The sequence below is a fragment of the Paenibacillus sp. J22R3 genome, assembly GCF_056269305.1.
The window spans coordinates 244,569-263,009 of record NZ_JBWDNS010000006.1 but is presented as its reverse complement, the minus strand read 5'-3'; the positions used below and the strand labels follow the sequence as shown (position 1 = coordinate 263,009).

The following is an 18,441-nucleotide window of genomic DNA, read 5'->3' as shown; positions in this document are numbered from 1 at the left end:
AATTTATATAGATAAAAAAATGGCCGTCGAGACTTTCTCGACGGCCCAAGGGATGCCACTATCAATAGTGGCATCCCTTTATTCATTAGTGAATCGTAATGAGGTTGTACATCACTTGCGCTGCTTCTGCGCGGGTCGTAATGCCTTTCGGATCGAACTTGCCTTCTCCGCGACCGTTGATCAGCTTCAGCGATGCTGCTGCGTCAACATAGTTGGCAGCCCAAGCGGATACTGCGGACGCATCGGTGAATGAAGCTTCAGCACCTTTCGCTGGCTCGCTTCCTTTCATGACTGCGTATGCGCGCATCAGCATGGTTGCCATTTCTTCGCGCGTAATTTGCGCGCTTGGCGCGAATGCCGTGCTGCTCTTGCCACTAACGATGCCGGCTTTAACCGCGATGGATACCGCTTGTGCATACCAGGCATCAGCTGCCACGTCCTTGAAGGTCGTGTCCCCAGCCGCAGTTAATTTCAACGCCTTCACAAGCATGGCCGTGAATTCAGCGCGTGTTACATTGCGACTTGGCGTGAACATCGTTGCGCTAGTTCCGCTCACGATTTGTTTGGCTGCCAATGATTGAATGACTTTGGCTGCCCAGTGGCTGCTGGAAACATCGGTAAACGTCTTTGTGACTTCAAGAACTGCGTATTTGCTGAAGTGCGAAATTTCCGCAACCAGCTCGCTGTTCTCAAGCGTTCCGCCGATGTATTCAAGCTTGCCATCACCGGAAACGTAGAAGATGCCCGTGTTATCCAGATTTGCAGATGCATCGACCTTCAAACGAATCGTGATCGGTACATTGAATGTCGAAAGCGTAGCAAGCTTCTTGCCGGTTGCATCCGTTAAGGACAGTTCGAGTTCATAAACGCAGCCGACTGCCTTCACATCTGCATACGATGCTGTGCTGCTTGCTTTCTCAAGCTCTTCTTTCTCAGTGTCAGACAGGGCACTCAGTTTCAGTGAGATCTGACTGTTCTTCAGTTCTTCTGCAGTTAGCTTGTCAGTGAGTGCCTCAAGCAGTGCGGAAGGGATCTCCAGCGTAACGTTGCCGGCTTTCACTTCAAGCTTGCTGTCAGCCAATAAATCAGCTGCGTTGGCTGGCAGCTTCACTTCACTTGTATCTGCAGGCACTTCGACAGATACAACGCCTTCAGTAGGCTTAGTAAGCTGGCCTGGATTAATAACAACCGAGTGTTCCTCACCGGCATTGTCCGTTCCGCCGCCGATGAAACCACCACCGCCACTAGATGAAGGAGCTGCTAGAACGACAAGGTGGAATGCGGTTGTATGAACTAATACTTCGTATTTCGTCGTTGTTGCCGAGAGTGTAACCTCCACGTCCTGGTTGGAGCGGTGAACGGTACCATTGCTCTCAATGACCGACTCATTACTGGATATCCAAGTAATTTCGGAGCCATCTGGAGCAACGGTCGGTAAATGAAGGTTCGCCGTGACGGCATTTTGGCTGTCATTGCCGCCTTTAATCATATTCCATACGAGTGCCACTTCTTGATCCAGGCTTCTGACATAGAAACCAAAATCAACATCGATGTAGTAGTTGCCTAAAGTAAGGTGGGCTACTACCGGAATATAAGAATTAAGATCGGACTGTCTTGTTATGGTTCCATCTGGAGCGATTATGTCCTCGTGTTCGGACTCCCACGAAATTTGAATGCCGTCGCTACCGTAGGTAGTTGGGAAGTTTAGGTTGCTTGTTACGTACATCTCTGATGTATTTTCGCCAAGCAGGTCGGCAACCTTCAACGATTTCGCTGCACGAAGCAGAAGCGTTTTCTCCTTGTTCTTAGTGTCGCATAGAACAATGAGATTAAATGTCTTCTCGAATGTGCTGCCGCCCTTAGTTACAGTGGCAACCAGCTCAATGTTTGCATCGCCCTCGTCAAATAGCGGTATAAATACACGCCCTTGATTCGTAATAAACTTCGGTTTATTCGAAGCCCACGTAATCGTAGATCCGTTCGAACCATGCGTTGGCAGGCTTAGTACCGAAGAAACATCAGCTTCGGTCTCATTATCCCTGCGAATGACGTCCCATGTAACATTTGCAGCATCTTCTACAGTTGCCAGATCATCCGTAGCTGCCGCTGCAGGAACGGTCAAATTATAGACTCTTTCTGCGGTTGCTGTACCCATTGTAGCCGTAGCTGTAAGCTTCACGGCTTGCTCAGCCGCGGGTCTCGTTACCAGTCCGGCTTCTGTGATGACGTTCGGGTCATCGCTGCTCCAAGTAATCTTCGCATGGTTTCCCGGATCATAGGTAGGCAATGCAAGATTGGTGCTCACATGCGCCTCATCGGTGTTAGCGCCTTTCAGCATATCCCATGTAAGGTTGTTTACCGCTTGTGCCGCTTGGAACTGGTCTGCGCTTCCCTCGCCGCCCATCTTGTACACAACAAGGTTCAAGATAGAGGAATAATAACCGGAAAACACTTTGCCATCCATGGCTAGTCCGCTTTCTACTCCTAGAAAGTTAGCACCATGTTGAAGATCATCGATCGTAATACTGAAACGATGAACACCTGCTGGTTGCACGAATCCATCTGGGAACTTAAATTCCAGATCATACTTGTTGTCAACCCAGTTATCATCAAATAGGCTCTTGTAACCGGGCAAGCCTTTAAAAGTTCTTCTGTAATCCTGCAAGGATGCGGCAAAATCATAGCCGAGTGCATTATCCGCAAACACGGTGCCTGTAATTGTAATGGAGTCGCCCGTTGTATAGAACGACGCGGTACCGGTTGCGTCCGTAATGACATTGTCGAGCTCAACTCGCGGCTGTTCCGAGTTTTTGTGAACCGGAATCGTAATCGTCGTCTTATTACCCATATAGTCGATCATCGTGAACGGAAGCTCGCTATCCCCTTGAGGAATGCCGCCTGGGTCCGTATATCCGGTCTGTTGGTAGAAGAATGAATAGCTGCCGGCAGGTTCGCCATAACCGCTTGGTTCCGCGTTATAGTAAAGTCTGCTAATGTATGGAACGAATGACGGCGGGTAGTTAAGGCTGGTCGCCGGCAGCGCTTGCTCATTGCCAAGGTGTACGATTGGCATTAAGTTGCGATCGAACTGATCAGATGATCCGTTATTAGCATAAGCCGGTACAACGTATCCGGATACAAGAGGATCCATATTATCTAGATGGAAACTTCCATCTTCCCATAGTCCACCGGGATTAACGACAAACTCCGGTGTATTGTCTTTCGCGTACTGGACAGCTTGAATCGGGATCGTTGCTGCAGCGCCTGTGCCGTCATTGGTCACCTGTACGACATTGCCTGCAAGATCAACTGTGACGTTAATCGTGATACTGCTTGCGTTGCCCAAGAAATCGGTAGCCGTGACAACCAACACATGCTCACCGGCGTTCAATACAACCGGATAACGGAAGTCTTCCTTGACTGTTGAGGCACTTGGTATGCTTCCCATGGATTCCGATGGGTTACCGTCTACCGCAACTTCAAGCTTGTAGCCTCTGGAGTTTGCTACTGTGTCCTGCGCAATGGTATCTAGCATAAGCGATATGGTATCCGGCTTGTCCGTATCCACGTATGCGCTCGTTTGAGTTAAATCCGCACTCATCACCGTATTCAGTTTAACTGTCGGTTCTTGCGTATCCACGAAAGTATGAATGCCTGTATAAGCGCTGCCGGTAAGGTCGTAAATGCCGCTCACCGTTTCAGCTGCTTCCCACACACTGCCATCCTCTAGGCATGCGAAGAAGGTAACATAGTGGCCATCTTCCAAATCGGCGGGAATGGTTACATGCCCAGTGATGGAGTATTTGGAAATGTCTGTTCCGACCTTTGTCTCCCAAGTTGCGGAGTCGTCGACCGTATCTCCTACCTTCGTAAGCGTGCCGTCATCATTAAGCTTGTAAATGACCTGCTTAACGGATGCCAGGCTTGTGCCAAATGCATCGAAGCTCAGCGTGAACTTATCGCCCGGTTTCACATTCGCATTCCAGTATCCGCTTGGAAGCGAGTCATTGATGGTAGTCGTATACTCGTCGACAAAAACACCTTTGCTGCTCGAGTTATCGATTACGATATTCACATAATCGCCCTCGTTGCCAACACTGTCGATTGGAGCTAGGGTAACGACATTGAGTCCGTTGATCAACCCCGGTACTTCCATCTGGTAAGAGCCATCCGGGTTATGAACCACTGTTGATTTGTAATCATCCCATGGCTCGGAACCGTTGATCGCTAAGAATACGTTCGCATTTGTGCTGCCGGAAACCTCGTCATCTACCGTCCAGCGGAGGGTATAGCTTCCATTGTCGGCAACTTCCGGATGAGTGGACTCGTCGTACTCCGGGTTTTTGATGACATTGATCGTCGGAGCTTGCGTGTCTTTATACATCGGCATATAAATCGTCGGCTGCGGCTTTGCATTTGGAATATCTGCCGTTGCCGTAACGGCGAAGTAGTACTGTCCGTCCGGCAGCTCAACGCCTAAATTTCGCCCGTCCCAAATTGTTCCATCGAGGAGCATGTACGGGTTTCCGCCTGAGTATGGATCCTTCTTTACTTGCCACTCTTCATTCGCCAGGTGCGTGACTAAATTGTGGTCCTCATCGACAACGTCAACATTCACAGTCCGTGCATCCCGCAGCATAGTAAGAACTGGGAATGGAACCATGTATTGGTGAGGATTGAATGCATAATATTTATCGCCTAGTGCGATTTCTTCCGCTGTATCCGGTAAATCATATAGGAATTGGTACGGACCGGATTGGAATCCCATTTGCGTACCGAGACCGGATTCCGCCCACACATGATGGGTGTCTTCCCAAACCGGCGCATCAATAATGCTTGGATCGTCCCAATCGCCGAAGAAACCGTTATAGGGTACATTGAGCGTTGGCAGCGTGCTGTCAGTCGGTGTCAAATAAACATAGCCTTCCACGAAGATATTGTTCATTGTGGAAGCATCAAGATTCAGTGTTACAACGACTTGCTTCGTGGAGTTTGCCGGAACTGTAATTTGATTGTTATCAAACGTCAGCTCTGCTTCGTCCATGTAACGGCTGCGGATGTTATCCGAATGAGTCAGCATCGGATTGTGCAGGTAATCCGTCATAACCGTGCCGTCTACCATATAGGTAGCTTCTTTGTCAGTCATGTTCTTCGCAGTCAATGTAAAGGTAGCGGTTCTGCCGATTTCCTTCAGGCTGACGCTTCCTTTGCCGTCTGCTCCGGATACGACAACAGGCGTTTGAACAGCCAGATCAGGGCGGATCATGCCTGCGCCTTGTCTTCTTGGCTGGTATTCGGTGTTGTAGTCAGGACGGTCCTCCGAATTCTCCTCATTGACATAGTCCCGTTTGGTTGGGACGGATGTGTTCATAATCAGGTTTTTGACCAATTGTGCAAAAGCCCGATTTCCGGTTGGAACGCCTCGCTCTTTGAGCGCTTGCATCACATCAGCCACGGATCCCGTGACATATGGTGCTGCCATGGAAGTACCGTCTTCTTTTTCGTAGGCGTTGTTCACGTTCGGGTCAGAAGTTCTTACAGAAGACAAGATCGCATGACCAGGCGCCATAACGTCAGGCTTCAAGAGCAGGTCGCTTGTCGTTCCCCACGATGTGAAGTCAGTTGGCTGACCCGGGTTGGATTCATCGAAAGCGGACCCGATCTCTTCGGAAGCGATCGAGATCTGAATGAATGGCAGTAGAGTAGGCTCATCGCTGCCGCCCGGGACTTCGATGCCGATATCGAGTGGTCCGATGTCGATGCCACCGCCGCCGCCACCGACTTCGATGTTTGCCAGAATGGCTTCTTTCAATTTCATCCCGTCTTCATAACTGATGAAGGAGAAAGGAATGATACCGAAGCCTTGCGGAGCAGGTGCAAGCTTGTCCGGAGAGGAGTTATAGACGATAATGCCTGCTGCTCCGGCTTCTTCGGCATGCTTCACCTTTTCGATGAAGGAGATCGAGCCCCGTTTAACGAGCATTACTTTGCCAGTTACATCGACACCTTCATAATCGGATGGCGTACCAAATCCGATTTCGTTGCCTTGCCAGTCATAATCTACCGGAAAAGCAGCTAATTCATAGGTTTGGCCTTCGGTAAAGTTCCAGTCGTCGATGCCTTCGCCGAATACAGAGCCGGTCACATCGGCGCTTTGGAATTCATAGGTGTGTTTCTCCACGATATTATTCGCGGCTGCAACCGTGAACGAATCCGGATAGACGCCCGGATTGCCGACTTTATTCAAGTCCGGATTCTCGCCGAGCTTCAAATGTGCGCCAAGCTCGCCGCGATCCGCGTAGGCATTGGATGCATTGCCGGCAGAGACGACAACGACATGTCCCGCATCCGTTGCGTTACGGATCGCAATACCCATCGGATCCTTAGGATCACGCGTGTCGAAGGAGGAAGCAGAGCCTAAGCTCATATTAATAACATCTGCTCCAACGGATGAAGCATGATCAATTCCTTTAATAATGTCTTCTGTCAATGCGCCTGGCTGAATGTCGGAGAAAACCTTCTCGGCTACGAGCTGTGCTTCAGGTGCTACGCCTCTTAGGACAGCACTTGATCCGGCAGCAGTACCTGCTACATGGACGCCGTGGCTGCTCGGTGACAGCAGTGGATTTGTATCCTCCATGTGCGGGATAACATCGTCCGTTTGGTCTGCCCAGTTAAAGCCGGCGACAACCTTGTCGGAGTATTTGCCTGTTCCTTTAGGGAATCTGGCTTTGCTCATATTATGAGGAGCTGGGAATGCCTCATGGGTATAATCAATCCCGGTATCCAGAATTGCGATCAGAATGCCCTCGCCTTTGTAACCGGAATCCTTGCCAACGGCTGCTCCGCTCCATACGTTCTCGATACCCGTCAGCTCATGCTCTTGATTATTGACTTCTGCCGGATAGTACTTCTGCTGAAGCGTAACGGCAGCGACGTTCGGCATCTTCTTGATCGCTTCAATGCTGCTGTACTTGATGTTGTCTACGCTGAAGCCTTTAAATACATTCTGGTACTCATGCTTGAAGGATAGTCCGTTGCCGCTCTTCGCTTTACCGCCGGCCAACGTGCTCATAATTTTGCTTTGCGTGGTATCGATGTCGTTCTGAATGGCTGTCTTACCGGCAGTCAGCGATTGTTGACTAACGCCAACTTTTCCTTGTGCTGCAAGTTGAGATACGGTCTGGCCTTTCAGTTGGACAATTACCGATACGAGTTCATCGGGGTTATGCGCAGCAGCTTCAGCCGGAACTTTCTCCAGCGATTCAAGCTCTTTCTTGCGGTCTTCTTCCATAGCTGCAGATAGATTCTGTTTCGCTTTTTCTTTTAATCCTTGCAGTTGCTCAGGCGTAAGCTTGGGTTGACCTGAGGCTTTTCCATCAGGGTTTTTAACAATGATTCCTTTGGGAAGCTCTGGCGCACTTGCCGGTTGGTTTGGATTCGTTGAAAATGTCGGTTGATTCGTGGCTGCATATGCCAATGGCATATTCGACATGACAAGACATGCCAAAGAGACGGAAACAACTGATTTCGTCATCCTTTTTGATCTTTTCATCGAAGTTCTCCTTTAATGTAGTGTTTAATTTGTCGAGCTTTACACCTAGTGCGACTAACTACCTGAATTGTAGCGGAATGCCTAAAGTCAATGTATGGGGGGTTTTTGCGGGAGAAAGAAGGGGGAGTTTATGGATTAAGGGGAGAAGTCAACGCAATGTGAAATCGGCTAGAGCCGTAACCGGGCGGTATGCGGCGAATATTGAAAGAATTTGAAGTGAAAAGGTGTCATTGATTTCCTAATACAAATAGGGGGAATTGTAATGATCTTTCGATAATGACGAGTCTGCAGCCGGATTTACGAATGCAGGCTTGTTTTGTTACACTTTGTGGTAACAATGAAAGAGGTAACTATCGAAAAACGGAGGAGGAGTTGACCGATGACAAAACTTCGTCCATACCTGTACAGCGAGCATGCACTCGAACAGGCGAAGTTCTACGTAGAGGCACTTGGCGGCGAGATCATAAGTCAGCAAACGTACGGTGAGATGATGCCGGGCACTTCTGAGGATGGCAAAGACAGGCTCATGCATTTGGTGCTGCAGGCGGCGGGCCTTCTTTTCTATATGGCTGATGCTGGACCGATCCATCGCGGCAATGGGATTGACCTCACCTTGGAGTTCGAAACCGAGGAAGAAGCGGAGAATGCCTTCAACAATCTGTCTGGGAACGGTGGCACCATCATCATGCCGTTTGAGCGCATGTTCTGGGGGAGCATGTTTGGACGAATCGAGGATAAGTATGGCGTCCGTTGGCAAATTGCCACACAGCCGGGCCATTAAGATAGAGAGCCGTTTCAAGACATGGCGTATAGGCGCAGTCTTAAACGGCTCTCTTTTGTCAAATTAGTTAGTTATCAAGCTCCACTAAGCCGTCCTCGAATTTATAGGCCAAACTTAGTTTGTGAATGTGCGAGCCGTCCTTTGCGCTTGATTCGTAAATTGTCAGCACGCCTGTCGGACTGGTAGGGGCTCTCGTGAGTGTAACGTTGAACTCAAAGTCTCCCCATTCCGGCGCTCCCCGATCAGCCATGACATTCCCCTCAGCAAGCACGTTGTGTCCATCCTCGAACGAATAACGGAAAGCCGCCTCGAAGACGCGGGCCTGCCCTTTCACGACAAAAGATTTGCCGACGACGGTTCCTTCGGCCGGCTCATAGACCTTGAATGCTTCATTACTGGCTGCTACCTTCGGTGACTCCGAGCGGTCGGAGGTTATCGTGGTTGTTTCTTTGGCAGGCGGTTGTCCGTCTGCAGCTGAGCTCAGCTTATAAAAGTCCTGTTTTTCGCATCCCGCAGCCATCCATAGAGCCGCGAGAGTCGCTAGCAGCAGAGATTTCAAGTTCATTACGAATCATCTACTTTCTGTGAGAGCATGAAATGGAATATTTTCACGCTGCATCCTTGTTGTGCTTCTTAATTTATTATACGCTTGAGGAAACAGCTTGAATCACTCGTTCAGGCAGCACGGAGAATAATCGTATAAGCGAGGAGAGTGCGCATTCATGTTCGAATGGCAGCGATTGCTTCGATTTAACAGATACATAAGAGGAAATGGGCAAGAAGAGATCGACTACCAGTGGCCCACCGCCAAGCTCCCTTTCATCAGCATTCGGACAAGCGTAGGCAAAGGCAAACCTAAAGTCGCCATTGGCGTTATCGCACTCGGCGATGTGGCAATTGGGATTGTGGCCGGCGGGGCGGTCTCGGTTGGGGTCATTTCGGTGGGAGCCGTAACGGTAGGCTGGCTTCTCGCACTTGGTGCAGTGGCCATGTCTGGTGGGTTATCTGCTGGAGCAGTCGCTATTGGGGAGCTGGCGATCGGGGCGGTTGCCATCGGGCAGTCTGCTGTCGGTGCGGTCGCGATCGGGCAGAATGCGCTCGGAGCTGTAGCTATAGGACAGCATGTTCTTGGCGCAGTTGCGATTGGTGAGCGAGTCTATGGAATCGTGGCTATTGGTCAGCACGGATTCGGCCTTGTGCCGATCGTGGGCGATTTTATCAGATGGGTAGCCGGGCTGTTCCGCTAGGTTTCAACCGATTTCGGCTTTGTGCTACAATAAAAGACAACATGAGTGTATATGAGGAAGGTGCAGGATGAATACAGTCAATATATTAGGCGTTCCGTTCTCGAAGCGGACGCTCTCGGATACGGTGGCGCTCGTTCAATCGCAAATCGCGGGGAAGGATCAGCCGTTATTTCATCTCATTACAGCCAATCCGGAGATTGTCATGGCTGCACGTTCGGAGAAGCAGCTCCAGGCGATTGTGGACGAAGCGGATATCATTACGCCTGACGGCATCGGTGTGGTGCTTGCCGCTAAGTGGCAGGGTGAACATATCCCGGAACGTGTAACGGGCTATGATTTACTGATTCGGTTGTTCGAGGAAGCGAAGCAGCATCACTTCTCGCTTTATGTCGTTGGAGCGGACGAGCAGACCAACGCGAAAGCGGCTGAAATTATCGCGGACAAGTACCCGGGCGTCACGATTGTCGGCAGACATAACGGCTTCTTCAAGGACGGGCAGGAAGAAGCGCTTGTTGCCGATATCGGGCAGAAGCGCCCGGACGTGTTGATCGTAGCGCTCGGCGCACCTAATGCGGAGCGCTGGATTTACAAGCATAAGAGCCGCCTGCATGCGAAGGTCGCCTTCGGCGTCGGCGGCAGCTTGGATGTCATCGCGGGCAAGGTGAAACGCGCCCCGGTGATCTGGCAGAAGCTGAACGTCGAATGGCTGTACCGACTGCTCAAGCAGCCGTCACGTTGGCGCCGCCAGCTCGTACTGCCGAGGTTCGCCGTGACTATACTGACTAACCGTCGTCGATAGTAGGCGTTAGAAACTTGAGCCGTCTCGAAAGTCGCATCGCGGCTTTTGGGGCGGCTTTCGCTATGTGTAGTCATGCAGGGCGAGCGCAAAAGGGAACGAAAATGTGTGGTGGAGCCTTGGTAGGCGGTTGCGAAATGAATGGAGCTGAGGGAGTGTCCGGCTAATGTTGCATGTTGTGCAGCGATCCGAGCGTTATATCGATCAGAAGGACGAGATGTTGCAGTAAGTGCAACATTTCGAAGCGATTAACGAGAAAACGAGCCGTTTCTGAGAACAATGTTGCAAAAAATGCAGCATTTTTTAGTTTGAGTCTGTTTTCGGTAGAGAATGTTGCAAAAAAGGCAACTTTGACGAGCCTTGTAGCACCTACGAACTTAACTGGCGCTATTATTGCAAACGCCGGGAAGCTTGATGATAGTCGCGCGGTAGGTGGACAGCAGGTGGTCGGGTAACGTGTGGTAGTCGATAGCAGGTGGCCGGCAGGTAACAGGTGCTGAGTGGCAGAGAACCGCGGCCTCATGCTGCGGTTGTGTAGGCCGCGGCAAGTAGCCGCGCACAAAAAAACGGCTGACCCGGGAACACCCGGTTCAGCCACTCTCTCACAACAACTAAGCCGTTGTCGGCGGAACGAATGTGCGCTGTGCAAACTCGTTTTCGAGCATGAAGAAGGCATTGCTGTCGGTGTCGATACGCTTCAGCTTGTTGATGATGCTGTCGAACATCGACTCTTCCTCTACCTGCTCATCGATGAACCACTTCAGGAACTGGATCGTCGCATGCTCGCGGTCATTCATCGCAAGGTCAGACAAGTGGTAGATCCGCTTGGTGACTTCCTGCTCATGCTGGTAAGCATGCTGGAATGCATCGAGGATGGAGCTATATTCATTTGTAGGTGTGCTCATGCCGACCAGTGTGACGCGTTTCCCGCGATCGTTCAAATACTTGTACATTTTCATCGCGTGGAAGCGTTCTTCTTCGGCTTGAACAATAAAGAAATTCGCAAACCCGTCGAGGCTTTCTCCGGAACAGTAAGCGGCAATTGCCAGATACACGTGCGCGGAATAAAACTCGAAATTCAATTGATCGTTCAAAGCTTGGCTGAGTGTATCGTTCATCATCGGCCGCACCTCCCTTTCCAAATGTATTATAAAATAAAAAGAGACGAAGCACCAAACTCCACTAAGGAGTATGGATTACTTCTTCTCCTATATTACCATACTATGCCATATCAGCCTATCCGGTGTTTGAGCTTGGCGTACAACACTTCTGCTGTCGGAGCTACAACGACTTCCGATTTGCCGATCATTACGATACATTGCTTGGAGCACAGCTTGCAGTTGCCGAGACAGTCCTTCTTCTTCTGCTTCAAGTCGGGAAATTCTTGCTTTAAGGTTTTAAAAACAGACTTGGATCCGTGCTTGAAGTTTCTGCAGCAGTACTTGATCTTTTTCATCCGCCCTGTTCCCGACCTCTCTGGATGGTGTTGTCTTGCTCTATACCAATGATAGTAATTCTCATTCTCACTGTCAATCGTTTCTTGCGCCGCCAAGTCCAAAATCTTTACTTCACTCACACGCTGGCATATGATGGGAGCAATAAATCCAACTATTGAAGGAGTACGTAACGAATCATGAGTACAAATGGACAACAACGCTCGGCGATCCGCCCGGGGCTTACTGTAGATATCGTGTTGAAGAAGGATCAGGCAACAGGCAAAACAACAAGAGGCGTAGTAAAGGATATTTTGACGAATTCGCCCAACCATCCTCATGGCATTAAAGTGCGACTGCAAACCGGTGATGTCGGCCGTGTAAAATCAATCGTAGAGGGGCCGTAACGGCTATGATATTCAGCGATTTAACGAATTGGGAGCGGGAGCAGCATACATTCCCTGCGCCGATCCGCCGAGCGATTGAAAGACTGCAGCAGACGGAGCTGGACGAACTTCCCGCGGGACGGCATGAGTTTGGCGAGCCCGGCATGTTTCTGCTCATCAACGAGCCTGTTACGAGGGATTGGCGCGAGGTAAAGCCGGAGACGCATAGGCTGCATACGGATATTCAGCTGCTGCTGAGCGGCCGCGAGCGGATGCGAGTAGCCAAGGTTTCGGAAGAACAGGTCATTACAGATGACCGCTACGAGACGCAAGATATTGCCTTCTATGATGAAGTACATAACGAGAATACGATTGATATGGTGCCAGGCGATTTCGTTGTTTTGTTTCCGACCGACATTCACAGGCCGAACTGCTCGGTGGAACAAGATATTCCGCTTCGCAAGGCGGTCGTCAAGGTGCATCGCGATCTATTTGCAACCTAGCAGCAAAATGAGTAGGATTAGAGAAAACAAGCGCTTTCTTAGAGAGAACGTACGACACTGCACCAATAAGGTCCTATGGCTTCTGCTTGAAACTGCCCGAAATAAAGGAGCTGCGTCCACATGAGCTTTCTCCCTCAAACATTCTCTCTCCCTCACGTAGCGTCCATTGTGGTCACGCTTCTATCAGGCGTAGTGGTCTTGTTCTTGCGATTGCGCGCAAGCAATCGGCCAACGACGATGCGCAAAATCATTATTCCGCCGATCGGCATGTCGACCGGCTTCCTGATGTTTGTCGCGCCGGTTACGCATGTGCCATGGTTATGGGCCATTACCGCTTTTGCAGTCGGCGCGGTATTGTTCGCTTATCCGCTCATCCGCACCTCGAAGCTGGAGAGGGTTGGGGAAACCATCGTATTGAAACGATCCAAAATGTTCATATTCATTCTGCTCGGACTTCTAATCGTGCGTCTGCTCGTTCATAACGTAGTGGAGCAGGCTGTCAGTATCCCGCAAACGGGAGCGCTGTTCTTCGTGCTCGCCTTCGGGATGATCGTAGTTTGGAGAATCGCCATGCTTCAATCGTATCTTAAATTAATGCGACGGGGAGTTAAGCCGACTGATGACGATGCCTGAATCCTTAAGACGAATGTTCGATCTGTGCGCAGCAGGAGAACCATCAATGGTGGACAAGCTGCTTCAGCAAGATCCTGATCTGGCAAAATCCAGCTGGGGGTACGTCTCACCCCTGCATGTTGCAGTCCGGGAAGGCCATTTGGAAACAGTGGCGCTTCTGCTCCGCTATGGCGCAAATGCTGCGGACAAGCCTATTCTAAGCTGGCAGGATTCCCTGCTGCAGATAGCGGAAGACCGCGGATACGGAGATATTGCCGAGCTGCTTCGCGAGCATCTTCAGCGCACCCATCAGGTGCAGCCAATCGGCGATGTAACGGCGGGGCTTATTCGCGCCTACAACCGAGATGAGCTGTTGGCATGGTTCGAGGAGCACCCGGAGACGATCAACGCAGGCGATGAACGGGGCAACACGCCGCTGCACTGGGCCGTTATGACGCGGCAGCCGGAGCTGATCGACCTGCTTCTGGCGCGCGGCGCAGATCCAGAGGCGCGAAGAGCCGACGGAAGTCAGGCTGTCCATCTGGCGATGGAAGGCGATTACTTCTACAGGGGCAATCGTGACCTGCCCTCGAATACGATTCGTGATCAACGCTTCTTACTCGGTTATCTTATTGGAAAAGGAATCCCTTACGACATCTTCATCGCGGCTGCCGTAGGCGACGCGATACGAGTGAAGGAGCAGTTGGCACGGAATCCACAGCTAGCCAACGCCAGAGACTCGTCAGGGCGATCAGCGATCTACTATGCGGCCAAGCATGGCTATGTAGAGGTTGTGCGCAGCCTGCTCGCTAGCGGCGCCGATCCGAACTTGCCTGAGCGAGATGCGTCGGGCGGAGCGGCTCTCTATGCGGCTGTCAGAGGGGATCATACCGAATGCGTGAAGCTGCTGCTTGCGCATGGAGCGAATCCAAACGCAGAGATAGAAGCATCAGGCAATGCCACGTATGCCGCGATGCAGAAAGGTGCTCAGGAGCTGCTGGAACTGCTCTATGAACATGGCGGGACTGTAACGATGGCCGGTGCTTGTGCACTCGGCCGCATCGATCTGGTCGGCGAGATGCTCGCGCTCAATCCGGCTGCCGCCAACGATGGCGACTATGGACCGCTCGCCCAGGCGGCGAGCTGCGGATACACCAACATCGTCAAACTGCTGCTGCGGCATAAAGCCCAGCTGAACGGACCATGGTACGCCAGCAATTATATGGTATATTCCTGCAATAACGAGATGGTCGAGCTGCTGCTCCGCCACGATGCCGATCCGAACGTTCGGAATTGGATCGGGATCAGCTATCTGCATCTGACTGCGAAGAAAGGCGATACCGACTTGGCCGATTTGCTGCTTCGCTATGGCGCTGATCTTGACGCTGTCGACGAGGAGTATAATACGACTCCGCTGGGCTGGGCGGCCAAGTTCGGGCAGACGGAGATGGCGTCGTATCTGCTTCGCCAAGGGGCGGCGATAGAGCCGGCAGATGTGCCGGAGTGGGCGACACCGCTGGCATGGGCCAGACGCAAGGGGCATCAGGCGATCGCGGATTTGCTGCTTTCCCATCAGAAAGGCGCGGTCTAGCAGTTGACAGTATCTGCGGCAACTGGTATTCTAACGACATAAATTGCATGCAATTTAATTGTGTTATTCACTATAGATTGGCTTTCTAACCTAAGCCGCAGAGAGGAAGACTGCAATGGAACAAGGTGCCCAGCTGGAGCTCGACAATCAGCTCTGCTTCGCCCTCTACGCCTGCGCCCGCGAAGTAACGAAGCTGTATCGCCCGTATTTGGATGAGTTAGGCATTACGTACACACAGTATGTGACCTTACTTGCATTATGGGAGAAGGACGGCGTACCTGTGAAAGAGCTGGGAACCCGGCTGTATCTGGATTCCGGCACGCTCACGCCGCTCTTGAAGAAGCTCGAAGGGATGACACTCATTCACCGGGAGCGCGATCCCGAGGATGAGCGCAGTGTTATCGTCCGCTTGACCGACCAAGGACGCGAGCTGAAGACGAAGGCGGTAACGATTCCGGAGCGCGTGTTTTGCCAGACCAACATGCCGGGCGAGGAAATTACCCAGCTTCGGGAACAGCTTCGCAAGCTGACTACAGCTGTCCATGAGCAGTCCTGCGGCCAGTTATAAGCCTATACAGCACAAAGAAGACCATTTCAGCGCTGCGTCATGCAGCAGACTGAAGTGGTCTTTTTTATGATTATTGGCAGGCGCGGCTGCGGCGATTATTTCCCGGGAAACGGTCAGAATTGCGTTATGCTTCCCACCAAGAAATGTTGGCGAAGGAGGTAAGCGTGCCCGCTACGGTGAGCGAGCTGCTGACCGTAATGGAAATGCTTTGATTCTCCGGCACGATTAATCCGCCCACATAGTCGAAAGAAAACATACCGGGGTTGAGCGGCAAAGACAGAAAGACTGTCCCCCCGGAGGTGGCACTAGTGGAGGATCTCGCCGTCATGACACTGGTGGCTGAATTGCCGAACTGCGTATTGAAGGGAGTTAAGGTGGAGGGTGAACTGATCGAACCTGCCCTTGTCATCGTCAAGGATCCGTTGAAAGTTGAAAGTAAGCTCAGGCCTACGCCGACACCGCCTGTTATGCGAGAGACATAGAGCGCTCGGCCGCTGGCATTGGGATTGGAAATTTGGAGGGTTGCTATTACTGAACCGCCTAATATACTGAGCGATGCAGAGTTGTTGAAAGTAGCTACAAATTCACGTGCCGATACCGTTGCACCGTAGTCTGGCGGAGCGTTGATTCCGGGTGACACGTACGTATTCGTCAATTGGGCATAAAACTTGCTGTTGGATTGGTCGAACACAAAGTGATTGGGCATATACGGTTACACCTCCCACCAGGTCAAATTTAGTGCACCCGTCAAGGAGCCTGTACCGAGCGTGACGGAAATGGTTTGGTTTGCCTGAACGATGAGTGAGCCTGTGAAGTTAATATCAAAGAGGCCGGAAGTCACCTGCATGACCATACAAGTGGTCGGGGAGCCGCCAAGCGATCCGGTATTTTGCTTCGTAGTAACGACGCTCGTCGTGGAGCTTCCGAACAAGGCGTTGAAGGGAGTCGGTGTTGTCCCGCCGGTAATCGTTCCACCGGATGCAATCGTTAATGTTGACGCGGCTGTCGTACCGCCTGTGATGCGCGAGATATACAGCTTCTTCCCGCTGCCATTGGGATTTGCAGCCTGCAGCAGAAGCGAGTTTCCTGCGCCTACGCTTGTACTGCCGGTGTTCAATATAAAGAGAAAGCCGCTCTTGGCAGCATCGGCCTCTGGACCTTCGTTAACACCGGGCGAGGTGTAGGGGTTATTTTGCTGCATATAGATGGGGTTATGTTCGGTATTAAACACGTTGTAATTGTTCATGCAGCACCTCTTGTTGGCAGAGTTATAGGCTCGCAGAGCTATACTTTCTAGCATTATATGGAGCGGGCGCGCAGCTTGCCCTAGTTTAGTATGGATTTCAATAGAAAAGGCCGATGCCCGCTGCTTAAAGGACATATGCCGTTTCATTCTTTGGCGGAAGCACATAGAGTACAAAAGCGTTATTGCTAAGGGGAAGATGTCATGAGCAGCAAGCACTCGCGGCGCCGTACCAAGGGAAGCAAGCCTCTAATTCTTCCATGCAACAAGCGGGACGGTGTATATAACCAAAGCGATCGACAATCGACAGGCAGCAAGAAGTGCCAACCCTCTAAGAAGGGGGTGTTTTCGGAGCGCACATTTATGAATGTCGAGACGACGGACGACTTTGTTCCATTGCCTTCACAGGACACATCCAATAAAACGATCTATTCGTATGCCGTTATTAATCATGGCTGCGAGCCTGCAGCGGTTCAACTTGAGATTGGTCCTAATGGGAGGGATTATGTAATCGAAACGGAAGGGGTTGTGGAGATCAAAGGTATGGGCGTTATCGTGCCATCCAAATTTCTGCGGTATGCGCGGCTTGCGGTCAAGTCGGAGCAGCCAGGTAAACCGACCAAGCTTTGTATTTATTTTCAATCACAGAAGGCAAGGTGAAGACAAGGACTGCAGAAAGCGCTGCAGGCTATTTTGCAAAAAGAAAGAGTGAACAGCGATGCCGAACTTTTCAAGCTTTAACCCGAATCCGGACAACCTCCGGACGTTGATATTTGGTCATGACGATACCGAAACGGCGAGAGCGGTAGCAACCGATTCGGCTGGTCATATACTGAATATTATTTTGGACGGTACCATCAGCAGTATCTCCGGGGTCACCATCTCCGGCGGTACGGTTTCGGTCGGTGCCATTGAAAATCTGCTAAACGGTACGATTACCAGCGTGCTTGGTGCAACGATTACAGCGGGAACACTGACCAATCTGCTTAATGGTACGATCACCAGCGTGATGGGGGCGACGATCACTGCCGGAACACTGACGAATCTGTTAAACGGTACAATTACCAGCGTGATGGGAGCGACAATCACTGCCGGAACGATAAACAACCTGTTAGATGGTACGATCACCAGCGTGCTTGGCGCGACGATTACAGCGGGAACACTGACCAATCTGCTTAATGGTACAATCACCAGCGTAATGGGCGCGACGATTACAGCCGGGACACTGACGAACCTGTTAAACGGTACGATCACCAGCGTGATGGGAGCAACGATTACCGCTGGAACGTTGACGAATCTGTTAAACGGTACGATCACCAGCGTGATGGGAGCGACAATCACAGCAGGTACACTGAGCAGCGTAACCTCGATTTCGCAGAAGAGCTTCATGGAGCAGTCCAACCCGCTGCTTACAACATCAGCTGCCTATACGGCGCTCAATGCTGTGACCACCAGCGTGCTTGGCACTTATTCGTTCTTCGTGTACAACCGTGGACCTGGGACCAGTAAAGCTGATGCTCGTGTCGAAATCAGTGCGGACGGCTCCAACTGGTATGCGGATGTCGATACGTCGACAGGAATTTCCGTAGGCAGCGTGGATGTGCTTGTGCCGCAGCGGTTCCTCAAATACACGCGGCTCGCTTACAAATCAGCAGTTGCCGGCAATCCAACGACAATCGATGTATTCTTTAACGGACAAGGCACTTAATGCAACGAACGGGAGTGT

General features: G+C 51.2%; 16 protein-coding genes. 10 read left to right on the top strand and 6 right to left on the bottom strand.

What is annotated here, in order from left to right; all coding sequences use genetic code 11:
• Positions 1-85 precede the first annotated feature (85 nt).
• Entirely contained in the window at positions 86-7,555 is a 7,470-nt protein-coding gene (locus tag AC0YN4_RS24710) for an immunoglobulin-like domain-containing protein (protein ID WP_475837040.1), read from the bottom strand.
• Positions 7,556-7,934: 379 nt separating this feature from the next.
• Here AC0YN4_RS24710 and AC0YN4_RS24705 point away from each other — a divergent pair, with 379 nt between their 5' ends.
• Positions 7,935-8,336 (top strand): VOC family protein, encoded by a 402-nt coding sequence (locus AC0YN4_RS24705; RefSeq protein ID WP_475837039.1) that lies wholly within the window; start codon positions 7,935-7,937, stop codon positions 8,334-8,336.
• A gap of 67 nt (positions 8,337-8,403) precedes the next feature.
• Here AC0YN4_RS24705 and AC0YN4_RS24700 read toward each other — a convergent pair whose 3' ends face one another.
• A complete protein-coding gene (locus AC0YN4_RS24700) occupies positions 8,404-8,901 on the bottom strand; it encodes a Gmad2 immunoglobulin-like domain-containing protein (protein WP_475783121.1) in 498 nt (165 codons plus the stop codon).
• 157 nt (positions 8,902-9,058) lie between these two features.
• Here AC0YN4_RS24700 and AC0YN4_RS24695 point away from each other — a divergent pair, with 157 nt between their 5' ends.
• Together AC0YN4_RS24695 and AC0YN4_RS24690 are read left to right on the top strand one after the other, a co-directional pair.
• The gene (locus AC0YN4_RS24695) at positions 9,059-9,583 is read left to right on the top strand and encodes a hypothetical protein (RefSeq protein ID WP_475783120.1); all 525 of its coding nucleotides are present in this window, start codon (positions 9,059-9,061) and stop codon (positions 9,581-9,583) included.
• A gap of 67 nt (positions 9,584-9,650) precedes the next feature.
• Complete coding sequence (locus tag AC0YN4_RS24690) at positions 9,651-10,382, top strand: WecB/TagA/CpsF family glycosyltransferase (protein ID WP_475783119.1); 732 nt, start codon at positions 9,651-9,653, stop codon at positions 10,380-10,382.
• Positions 10,383-10,990: 608 nt separating this feature from the next.
• Here the strand turns inward: AC0YN4_RS24690 and AC0YN4_RS24685 are convergent.
• Both AC0YN4_RS24685 and AC0YN4_RS24680 read right to left on the bottom strand, forming a co-directional pair.
• Positions 10,991-11,497: a ferritin gene (locus tag AC0YN4_RS24685; RefSeq protein ID WP_475783322.1), complete on the bottom strand. Its 507-nt coding sequence runs from the start codon at positions 11,495-11,497 to the stop codon at positions 10,991-10,993.
• A 113-nt stretch (positions 11,498-11,610) separates the two neighbouring features.
• Complete coding sequence (locus AC0YN4_RS24680; protein WP_475837038.1) at positions 11,611-11,955, bottom strand: DUF1450 domain-containing protein; 345 nt, start codon at positions 11,953-11,955, stop codon at positions 11,611-11,613.
• A gap of 57 nt (positions 11,956-12,012) precedes the next feature.
• Between AC0YN4_RS24680 and AC0YN4_RS24675 the strand changes: the two genes are divergently transcribed.
• The 5 genes from AC0YN4_RS24675 (at position 12,013) to AC0YN4_RS24655 (ending at position 15,472) form a co-directional block, all read left to right on the top strand.
• Entirely contained in the window at positions 12,013-12,219 is a 207-nt protein-coding gene (locus AC0YN4_RS24675; RefSeq protein WP_475783117.1) for a YwbE family protein, read from the top strand.
• Positions 12,220-12,224: 5 nt separating this feature from the next.
• The gene (locus tag AC0YN4_RS24670) at positions 12,225-12,701 is read left to right on the top strand and encodes a NanQ anomerase/TabA/YiaL family protein (protein ID WP_475783116.1); all 477 of its coding nucleotides are present in this window, start codon (positions 12,225-12,227) and stop codon (positions 12,699-12,701) included.
• A 120-nt stretch (positions 12,702-12,821) separates the two neighbouring features.
• On the top strand, positions 12,822-13,334 hold the full coding sequence (locus tag AC0YN4_RS24665; protein ID WP_475837037.1) for a CcdC family protein: 513 nt from the start codon (positions 12,822-12,824) through the stop codon (positions 13,332-13,334).
• A complete protein-coding gene (locus tag AC0YN4_RS24660; RefSeq protein ID WP_475837036.1) occupies positions 13,321-14,904 on the top strand; it encodes an ankyrin repeat domain-containing protein in 1,584 nt (527 codons plus the stop codon). Before AC0YN4_RS24665 ends, AC0YN4_RS24660 begins: the two co-directional genes overlap by 14 nt.
• A gap of 115 nt (positions 14,905-15,019) precedes the next feature.
• Positions 15,020-15,472 carry a MarR family winged helix-turn-helix transcriptional regulator gene (locus tag AC0YN4_RS24655; RefSeq protein WP_475783113.1) on the top strand — a complete coding sequence of 151 codons (453 nt, stop codon included), beginning with the start codon at positions 15,020-15,022 and terminating at the stop codon, positions 15,470-15,472.
• Positions 15,473-15,596: 124 nt separating this feature from the next.
• Here AC0YN4_RS24655 and AC0YN4_RS24650 read toward each other — a convergent pair whose 3' ends face one another.
• Positions 15,597-16,178, bottom strand: a complete 582-nt coding sequence (locus tag AC0YN4_RS24650; protein WP_475783112.1) for a hypothetical protein — start codon at positions 16,176-16,178, stop codon at positions 15,597-15,599.
• A gap of 6 nt (positions 16,179-16,184) precedes the next feature.
• Entirely contained in the window at positions 16,185-16,718 is a 534-nt protein-coding gene (locus AC0YN4_RS24645) for a hypothetical protein (RefSeq protein WP_475837035.1), read from the bottom strand.
• Between the two features lie 201 nt (positions 16,719-16,919).
• On the opposite strand from AC0YN4_RS24645, the gene AC0YN4_RS24640 reads away from it, so the two are divergent.
• Entirely contained in the window at positions 16,920-17,375 is a 456-nt protein-coding gene (locus AC0YN4_RS24640) for a DUF6385 domain-containing protein (protein WP_475837034.1), read from the top strand.
• 58 nt (positions 17,376-17,433) lie between these two features.
• Complete coding sequence (locus AC0YN4_RS24635; RefSeq protein WP_475837033.1) at positions 17,434-18,423, top strand: DUF6385 domain-containing protein; 990 nt, start codon at positions 17,434-17,436, stop codon at positions 18,421-18,423.
• The last annotated feature ends 18 nt before the right edge of the window (positions 18,424-18,441 follow it).

What these genes read in the sequence shown, in the direction of transcription:
- AC0YN4_RS24650 (WP_475783112.1), bottom strand. Translation starts at nt 16,178, where the DNA reads ATGCCCAATCACTTTGTGTTCGACCAATCCAACAGCAAGTTTTATGCC.
- AC0YN4_RS24710 (WP_475837040.1), bottom strand. Translation starts at nt 7,555, where the DNA reads ATGAAAAGATCAAAAAGGATGACGAAATCAGTTGTTTCCGTCTCTTTG.
- AC0YN4_RS24655 (WP_475783113.1), top strand. Translation starts at nt 15,020, where the DNA reads ATGGAACAAGGTGCCCAGCTGGAGCTCGACAATCAGCTCTGCTTCGCC.
- AC0YN4_RS24705 (WP_475837039.1), top strand. Translation starts at nt 7,935, where the DNA reads ATGACAAAACTTCGTCCATACCTGTACAGCGAGCATGCACTCGAACAG.
- AC0YN4_RS24700 (WP_475783121.1), bottom strand. Translation starts at nt 8,901, where the DNA reads ATGAACTTGAAATCTCTGCTGCTAGCGACTCTCGCGGCTCTATGGATG.
- AC0YN4_RS24670 (WP_475783116.1), top strand. Translation starts at nt 12,225, where the DNA reads ATGATATTCAGCGATTTAACGAATTGGGAGCGGGAGCAGCATACATTC.
- AC0YN4_RS24635 (WP_475837033.1), top strand. Translation starts at nt 17,434, where the DNA reads ATGCCGAACTTTTCAAGCTTTAACCCGAATCCGGACAACCTCCGGACG.
- AC0YN4_RS24665 (WP_475837037.1), top strand. Translation starts at nt 12,822, where the DNA reads ATGAGCTTTCTCCCTCAAACATTCTCTCTCCCTCACGTAGCGTCCATT.
- AC0YN4_RS24675 (WP_475783117.1), top strand. Translation starts at nt 12,013, where the DNA reads ATGAGTACAAATGGACAACAACGCTCGGCGATCCGCCCGGGGCTTACT.
- AC0YN4_RS24690 (WP_475783119.1), top strand. Translation starts at nt 9,651, where the DNA reads ATGAATACAGTCAATATATTAGGCGTTCCGTTCTCGAAGCGGACGCTC.
- AC0YN4_RS24645 (WP_475837035.1), bottom strand. Translation starts at nt 16,718, where the DNA reads ATGAACAATTACAACGTGTTTAATACCGAACATAACCCCATCTATATG.
- AC0YN4_RS24695 (WP_475783120.1), top strand. Translation starts at nt 9,059, where the DNA reads ATGTTCGAATGGCAGCGATTGCTTCGATTTAACAGATACATAAGAGGA.
- AC0YN4_RS24685 (WP_475783322.1), bottom strand. Translation starts at nt 11,497, where the DNA reads ATGAACGATACACTCAGCCAAGCTTTGAACGATCAATTGAATTTCGAG.
- AC0YN4_RS24660 (WP_475837036.1), top strand. Translation starts at nt 13,321, where the DNA reads ATGACGATGCCTGAATCCTTAAGACGAATGTTCGATCTGTGCGCAGCA.
- AC0YN4_RS24640 (WP_475837034.1), top strand. Translation starts at nt 16,920, where the DNA reads ATGAGCAGCAAGCACTCGCGGCGCCGTACCAAGGGAAGCAAGCCTCTA.